Here is a 6,734-nt window from a genome sequence, read left to right as displayed (position 1 = left end):
GAGCGGAGTCGGGCGCACGGGCGGCCGGAGCCGTGGCGGCACAGGCGGACGTGAAGAGGAACAGGGGGACGAGGAGACGAATCCAGGTGTTCTTCATGGCCGCGCAGCTTCCCACCGCCGTCACGGGCTCACCAGAGATTGCTCGTGAACAGGCAGTGGATGAGCTTCGTCTCGCCGGCTCGAACGTTCTCCACCTGGATGTCTGGCACGGGAGTGAGGAGCACGTCGGCGGTGAGGCGTGTGGAGCCCAGCTCGGAACTCGCGAGCGCATCCAACTGCTCCGAATGGAGAATGAAGCGCTCGGGGAGCTGCGTGAACCAGGTCAGGCTCTCCACGACCCGCTTTCCCTCGTAGCGCTGGTGCGAGGCGTAGAGCGCATGGAAGGGGCCGAGCACGCTCACGAGTAGGACGACGGCATCCTGGGTGTTCGACCCCATCGGGGAGTGCGGCAGATACACCCGGACATTGCGGCACGGGTAATAGAGGAGCGAGGGTTGGTCCCAGAGCCCGCAGCCCGGCATCACTTCCTGGATGCGCTGGAGGAATCCTCGCCAGGCCAGGCTTTCTTGCTGGGCAGCCATTCTCCGAGCCTCGCGCCACTGGGTCTCGATAGCCCCCCGGTAAGCAGGGTCATGGCTGGCGATGGATGCAGGATAGAACTGGCGGACGAGCTTGCTGAGTTCACTCGCGTCGGGATGGCTCACGGGTCAAACCTCCACGGCCCGAGTTACGGAAAGCTTTGAGGTTGAATGCCAGGTGTCTTGAACTTCGTAACATCGGCTCCAGGAATCACCTCCCGCAGGAGATCGCGCATCTTGATCCGGTAGGCATCGCAAAGAGCAGCGGTAGTGGCCGCGCGCTGCCGCAGAGCGAAGCGTGCAGCCTTGTTCGAGGATTCCGCGCAAGCCACCTGGGCATCTTCGTCCCAGATGGTTCCTTGCCAGTTCGCCACTGGCAAGCCGACTTCGGCATCACACCACGACCCCTCCGGATTCCGCCGGGAGACCCTCCCCAGGAGGACGTTCACCTGCGAGACCTGCCACCCACCCGCTCCTGGACCTGAATGGGGCACGATGACGTGGAATTGGAACGCGGACGGAGGAATTCCGCCAACCACCGGCGCCGCACAGCCGCTGATGCCAAAAGTAAACCAGCATCCCAGCAAGCATGCGCGCCAGATTCTCATCGGAATGCGGCTTGCTCTGGGAGTGAGTTGGAGGGGCATCCACTCACCGGAAACTCGAGGCGCAGGCGTGCGCCGCCCTCCGCCCGGTTCTCCGCCACCAGCGTTCCTCCGAACTGCTCCACCATCTCCCGCGACAGCGCCAGGCCCAGGCCCGTCCCCTTCTCGGGCCCCTTGGTCGTGAAGAAGGTCTCGAAGAGGCGCGGCAGCACGTCCGGTGGAAAGCCGGGGCCGTTGTCCTCCACCAGCAGCAGCACCCGCGCCCCCTCCTGCCTGCCGCGGATATGCACCTCGGCGCCGCGGCGCCCCTCCAGCGCGTCCCCCGCGTTCACCAGCAGGTTGAGCAGCACCTGCGCCAGCCTCCGGCGCACGGCCAGCACCGGAGGCAGCTCCGCCGGGATGTCCACCTCCAGCCGGGCCACATGCTGGAGCCGCAGCCGGGCAATCCGCGCCGCGTCGCTCACCACGTCCGCCAGCGCGCACTCCGTGGGCTCCTCCGCGTCCATGCGCGAGAAGCCCCTCAGGTCCGCGACGATCTGCCGCACGCGCTCGACGCCCACGCGCGTCTCCCGGAAGACCTCGGCCAGCTCCTCCCGCGACGCGGGCGTCTCGGACAGCACCTCCTGCTCGAGGTAGTCCAGGTTGGAGTGGATGAAGGCCACCGGGTTGTTGATTTCGTGTACCACGCTCGCCGCGAGCTGCCCGAGCGTGGCCAGCTTCTCCGAGTGGGCCCGGCGGCGCTCGCTGATGGCGAGCTGCTCGAGGGCCTCGCGCCGCGCTCGCTCCACGCGGCCCTCGGCCTCCGCCCGCTGGGCCTTGCGGAACTCACGGGCCCCGTATGCGCCGATGAGCGTGGCCGTCACCACCACGCCGGCCCACAGCAGCACCTCGGACACCGGGCGGCCCTCCACCCACAGCAGGCCCGAGACCCCCACGCTGCACAGCACTCCGGACAGGCTCGCGGACAGGGAGTCCTGCGGGTAGAGCAGGCACATGATGAGCGGCAAGCAGGGGAAGAAGTGGAAGTAGACGCTCCCGGTGGCCCCCGTGACGAGCACCAGCCCGATGAAGGACAGGCTGGCGACCGCGCTCAAGAAAGCCGAGTGCAGGCGCACCGCCGACGCGGACCGCTCGTCCATCAGCAGCGCGGAGGCCACCATGCCCAGGGCCCACAGGCAGCGGATCGCCAACGGCCAGCCGCTCAGCCCCGCCACGAGCACATCCAGCGAGTACTGCGACAGGATGCCCGCGGCGAACAGCAGCAGCATCTTCCGGCGCGGGCTCCACCTCGCGGGCGGCGGCGCCGCGGGCCCGACGCTCCACGGGCCCACCTTCTCGGGGGAGTCCCGGACGGTGGAGCGCAGAACGGTGGACGGGCTCATGGGTCGCTCCTGGAAGGGGGGCAGCCAGGATCCTCGGGGTCCCCCGCATCCTCGCACAGCCCAAGCCCCTCGTCTGGCCATCCCCTCGGGGAGGTACAGCGGGGAGGGAATCCGCCGCTGGATGCGAACCTCCGGAAGCCGCTACACCGAGCAGGTCTGGGCGGAGTGTGAGGTGTCCGCCACGTGAGCGCGGGACTCGACGAGGACCGGCACCCCATCCCCCTGGGCCAGCGTAGCGGCGCGCCGCCGCACCTGGAGCGAGTAGCGCGTGGCGGCCCGGAGCCTCACCCGCTGGAGCACTTGCGCGAAGACGATCTTCATCTCGTACGACGCGAAGGCCATGCCCAGGCAGCGCCTCGCCCCACCGCCGAAGGGGAAGTACTCATACGGGTTGAGCCGCCTGCCCAGGAAGCGCTCCGGCTCGAAACGCGTGGGCTCCGGCCACAGGTCCGCGCGGCGCTGGGTGAGGTAGATGCACGGCAGCACGGCCATGCCGGCCGGCACCTCCCACGGCCCGAGCTTCATCGGACGCCGCAGCACCCGCCCCACCAGCGGCACGACGGGCAGCAGGCGCATCGCCTCCTTCAAGGTCGCGTCCACGTACTCCAGCCGGTTCACCTGTCCCGGCTCCACCGGCCCGCTCCCCGCCACCCCGTCGAGTTCGGCCCGGAGCTTCTGCTCCACCTCGGGCCGCTGGAGCACATGGTGGAATGTCCACGCGAGCGCCGTCGCCGTCGTCTCGTGTCCCGCCGTCAGGAGGGTGATCGCCTCGTCACGCAATTCCTGATCGGACATGGGCTGGCCGTCCTCGTCCCGCGCCTGCATCAGCATCGACAGGACGTCCTCGCGGCCCTTGAGACCCTCGGCCCGGCGCCGGGCGAACTCCGCGAAGAGGTACGCGTCCACCTCGCGCATGAGGCGGCTCAACTGGGTCCACGGCAGCGCCCGGCTCACATCGGCCTTCAGCGGACCCAGGTGGAGGGGCTCACTGCCCAGCGAGAGCAACCGGAGCACCCGGCTCGCCGGGAGCGTGGCGCTCAGGAACAGCATGGCCGGGTGCGAGCCCACGTTGAGCAACCGCACGAACAGCTCGCGGAAGTGCGCGAACGTCTCTCCCTCCGAGAGGCCGAACACCGTCTCCAGGATGATGTCCAGGGTGATGCGCTGGAACTCCCCATGGAGGGAGAAGGCCCTGTCCAGCGGCCACCGGTCGATGGCGCGGTCGGCGGCAGCCCGCATCGCCCGTCCGTAGGACAACATCCGCTCACCGTGGAAGGGCGGCGTCATCAACCGCCGCTCGCGGATGTGCTCCTCCCCATCGAGCAGCACCAGCGAGTTCTTCCCCAGCAGCGGCTCCGTCACCCGGTTGACGGGTCTCAACAGGAGGTCCTCGGGCTTGCCGGTGAAGACTTGGCGGATGAGCTCCGGGTTGCTGAGGAAGACGAAGGGCGGGTTTTGAGGGAATCGCACCACGAAGCAGTCACCGTGGCGTCGGGTGGCCTCCTCCATGAACTCGATGGGCCGGGTGGTCCATTGATAGAGCTGGAGAAGGCTCGGCAGGGTGATGCGAGGAGGAAGCATGGTCGGACCCCCGGTTGCGACACACCGCAGCCCGACGACCGTTCATGCGCCTGTTCCGGTCGAGGGGCCAGGGCGGCCAATCACATCCGTAGGAAAGAAGCAGTTGGCCGCCGATGTGATGCCCGGTGGATGACGCCTGCTCGCCCGCTTCACCGGGTGAGGAAGACGAGGTCGTCCACGTCATCGTAGACGCCGCCGGGGCATGGCTCGGCGCTGCCGGCGTAGCGGAACACGCCCCGCACCGCCTGCAGCGAGCCCGCTGGCAGCACGAACGTCGCCGACAGCACCTGCGCCCCCGGCCGGCTCGGCGTGAGCGTCGTCAGGTACGTCCACGCCGGGCTGCGCGCGTCCGCCGCCGAGTACAAGTCCAACCGGTTCGCCTCCGGCTCCTCGTACGCCCACACCGTGGCCTCCACCCGCACCGTCTTCCCCGGCGCCAGAGTGCCTCCGTCCACCGTCGTCACGCGCAGGCCGTCGAGCGCCTCGTCCCGCGCGCTCTTGCCGCCCTCGCCGTCCACGCACGAGCCGTGCAGCGCGTTGGGCGCGTTCAACTCCAGGCCGAGCGACCCCCGCCCCGACAGCAGCGAGCCCGAGCCACACCCCGGCCCCGCTCCATCGCACCGCGGCGCCCGCAGCTCGGGGTCGAACATCGCCCGCTCCACGCCACAGCCCTCCTCGCCGCACTGCCGCGCCTCCACCTCGCACGGGCCGCACTCCAGCGTCCCGCCGCAGCCATCGGGCATCGCGCCACACGTCCGGCCCGCCCCCTCGCACGTCACCGGCAGGCACACCTCGGGCACCACGTACCGCTCGCTCGTGGCCAGCGTCCCCGCCAGCTCATTGGAGCCACCCGCCACCAGCACCCCGCCCTCCGCCAGCCGCATCACGCCCGCGCCCCGCCGCGCCTCGCGCAGCGCCGGCTCCGCGCTCCACGCATCCAACGCCGGGTCGTACCGCTCCACCGATGCGAGCGCCCCCGACAGCATGTGGAAGCCGCCCACCACCAGCACCCGCCCGTCCTCGGACACGAGCGCCCCGTGCGCCTCGCGCGGCGTGCCCGGCGTCGCCGCCAGCCGCCACTCGCCATTCACCGGCTCGTACAGCTCCGCCGTGGCCGCCGCGCGCGCCGTCGTGCCGCCCACCACCAGCACCCGCCCGTCCGGCAACAGCGTCACCGAGTGCCCCGAGCGGTGCGTCCCCGCCGCGCCTCCCACCGGCCCCGCCTTCGTCCACTGGCCGCTCGTCGGCTCATACACCTCCGCCTGCAGCCCGCTCACGAAGAGCACCTTGCCGCTCGCCAGCACCACGCCCGTCTGGGTCCCGCTGCGCGCGGACGTCGGCGCGCCCGTGCTCGTCCACCGTCCCGTCGCCGGGTCGAACAGCTCCGCGGAGCGCACCGGGTGCCGATCCACGTCGAAGCCGCCCGCCACCAGCACGCGCCCGTCGGGCAGCAGCACCGCCGCCGGGTCGTTGCGCGCCTCGGCCATGTCCGGCACCGGCGTCCACCGGCCCGTGCCCGCGTCGTACAGCTCGGCGCTCGCCAGCGCCCCGAAGGAGGCCGAGTACGTGCCGCCCGCCACCAGCACGCGCCCGTCCCTCAGCGCCACCAGCGCGTGGTGGCGCCGAGGCGTGCGCATCGCCCCCGTGGCCCGCCACTCCCCCGTCTCGGGGTCGTACAGCTCGCAGCTCGACAGCGTGCGGTTGCCGTCATGTCCCCCCGCCGCCAGCACGCGCCCGTCCCTCAGCGCCACCAGGGGCAGCAGCTTGCGCGGCGTGCCCAGCGCCCGGGACAGCCGCTCCACCGACGCATCCTCCGGCGGCGGAGCCGAGCTGCACGAGAACACCAGCGTGAAGAGCGCCAGCATGGCGCAGGACGTCGAAACCCTTTTCATGACCCTTCCCACTCCGTTCCGAGAGGGACGGGTCTACACGCCGGGTCTGACATCTCCGGAGCGCACTTTCCTTGCGATTCCGGGGGGTTATCGTCCTGCGTGTGACACCGCCGACGCGAGCCGCGGGGCACATGCCGCGGCCCGTCATGGGCCCGTCACCGGCTCGTCATGGAGCCGTCCAGCTCGTGGTGCCAGGCGTGGTCCTCGTTCTCCACGTCCTCGTCGTTCACCGGCTCGGCGTCCATGCCGGAGTGGTGCCGGGGAGGCAGCGCGCCGCCGTCATCGTCCTCGAGCTTCAGCAGGTGCGGGGTGCGCTCGAGGAACACCTCGCCATCGCGCACGTGGCGCACGTCCGAGTACTCCACCAGGAACTCGTCGCGCGAGAGCAGCCCCGGCTCCATCTCGAAGTGGCTCTCCCCCACCGCGCGCACGCGCCCCACCCGCCGCCCCTCCACGTCCCGCACCACCATTCCCTCACGCACCGCTTCATGTCCCACCATGGCGTCCTCCTCGCGAGCACCCGGTCCGTCCCACCTCGGGCCTCTCCTTCTGAGTGGGAAACATCCGGCGCTTCGGCAATGGCCGACGGCTGGCAGGTGGGGGGAGCTGGGAGGCAGGGGGTGGCTCCTCGCCCTGGCACGCGTGCGGAGAGCACTGGCGCGAAGCCGCGCGAGTGACGGGTGCCTAACGTAGAGG

General features: G+C 70.6%; 5 protein-coding genes. All 5 read right to left on the bottom strand.

The window, feature by feature from the left end; genetic code table 11:
* Window positions 1-128 precede the first annotated feature (128 nt).
* The 5 genes from VF697_RS12350 to VF697_RS12330 all read right to left on the bottom strand — a co-directional run bounded on the left by VF697_RS12350 (window position 129) and on the right by VF697_RS12330 (window position 6,538).
* The gene (locus VF697_RS12350) at window positions 129-581 is read right to left on the bottom strand and encodes a hypothetical protein (RefSeq protein WP_331094540.1); all 453 of its coding nucleotides are present in this window, start codon (window positions 579-581) and stop codon (window positions 129-131) included.
* 601 nt (window positions 582-1,182) lie between these two features.
* Window positions 1,183-2,565 (bottom strand): sensor histidine kinase, encoded by a 1,383-nt coding sequence (locus VF697_RS12345; RefSeq protein WP_331094538.1) that lies wholly within the window; start codon window positions 2,563-2,565, stop codon window positions 1,183-1,185.
* A 141-nt stretch (window positions 2,566-2,706) separates the two neighbouring features.
* Entirely contained in the window at window positions 2,707-4,146 is a 1,440-nt protein-coding gene (locus VF697_RS12340; protein WP_331094536.1) for a cytochrome P450, read from the bottom strand.
* A gap of 149 nt (window positions 4,147-4,295) precedes the next feature.
* Window positions 4,296-6,038 (bottom strand): Kelch repeat-containing protein, encoded by a 1,743-nt coding sequence (locus VF697_RS12335; protein WP_331094534.1) that lies wholly within the window; start codon window positions 6,036-6,038, stop codon window positions 4,296-4,298.
* A gap of 155 nt (window positions 6,039-6,193) precedes the next feature.
* The gene (locus VF697_RS12330; RefSeq protein ID WP_331094532.1) at window positions 6,194-6,538 is read right to left on the bottom strand and encodes a DUF2171 domain-containing protein; all 345 of its coding nucleotides are present in this window, start codon (window positions 6,536-6,538) and stop codon (window positions 6,194-6,196) included.
* Window positions 6,539-6,734: the final 196 nt, after the last annotated feature.

The organism is Archangium sp. (assembly GCF_036388035.1).
GTDB lineage: Bacteria > Myxococcota > Myxococcia > Myxococcales > Myxococcaceae > Archangium.
The sequence above is the reverse complement of the archived record's forward strand: the minus strand, read 5'-3'. Positions and strand labels throughout refer to the sequence as shown.

Excerpts from the sequence above, each read along its gene's own strand:
- VF697_RS12350 (WP_331094540.1), bottom strand. The coding sequence starts at position 581 with ATGGCTGCCCAGCAAGAAAGCCTGGCCTGGCGAGGATTCCTCCAGCGC.
- VF697_RS12335 (WP_331094534.1), bottom strand. The coding sequence starts at position 6,038 with ATGAAAAGGGTTTCGACGTCCTGCGCCATGCTGGCGCTCTTCACGCTG.
- VF697_RS12340 (WP_331094536.1), bottom strand. The coding sequence starts at position 4,146 with ATGCTTCCTCCTCGCATCACCCTGCCGAGCCTTCTCCAGCTCTATCAA.
- VF697_RS12345 (WP_331094538.1), bottom strand. The coding sequence starts at position 2,565 with ATGAGCCCGTCCACCGTTCTGCGCTCCACCGTCCGGGACTCCCCCGAG.
- VF697_RS12330 (WP_331094532.1), bottom strand. The coding sequence starts at position 6,538 with ATGGTGGGACATGAAGCGGTGCGTGAGGGAATGGTGGTGCGGGACGTG.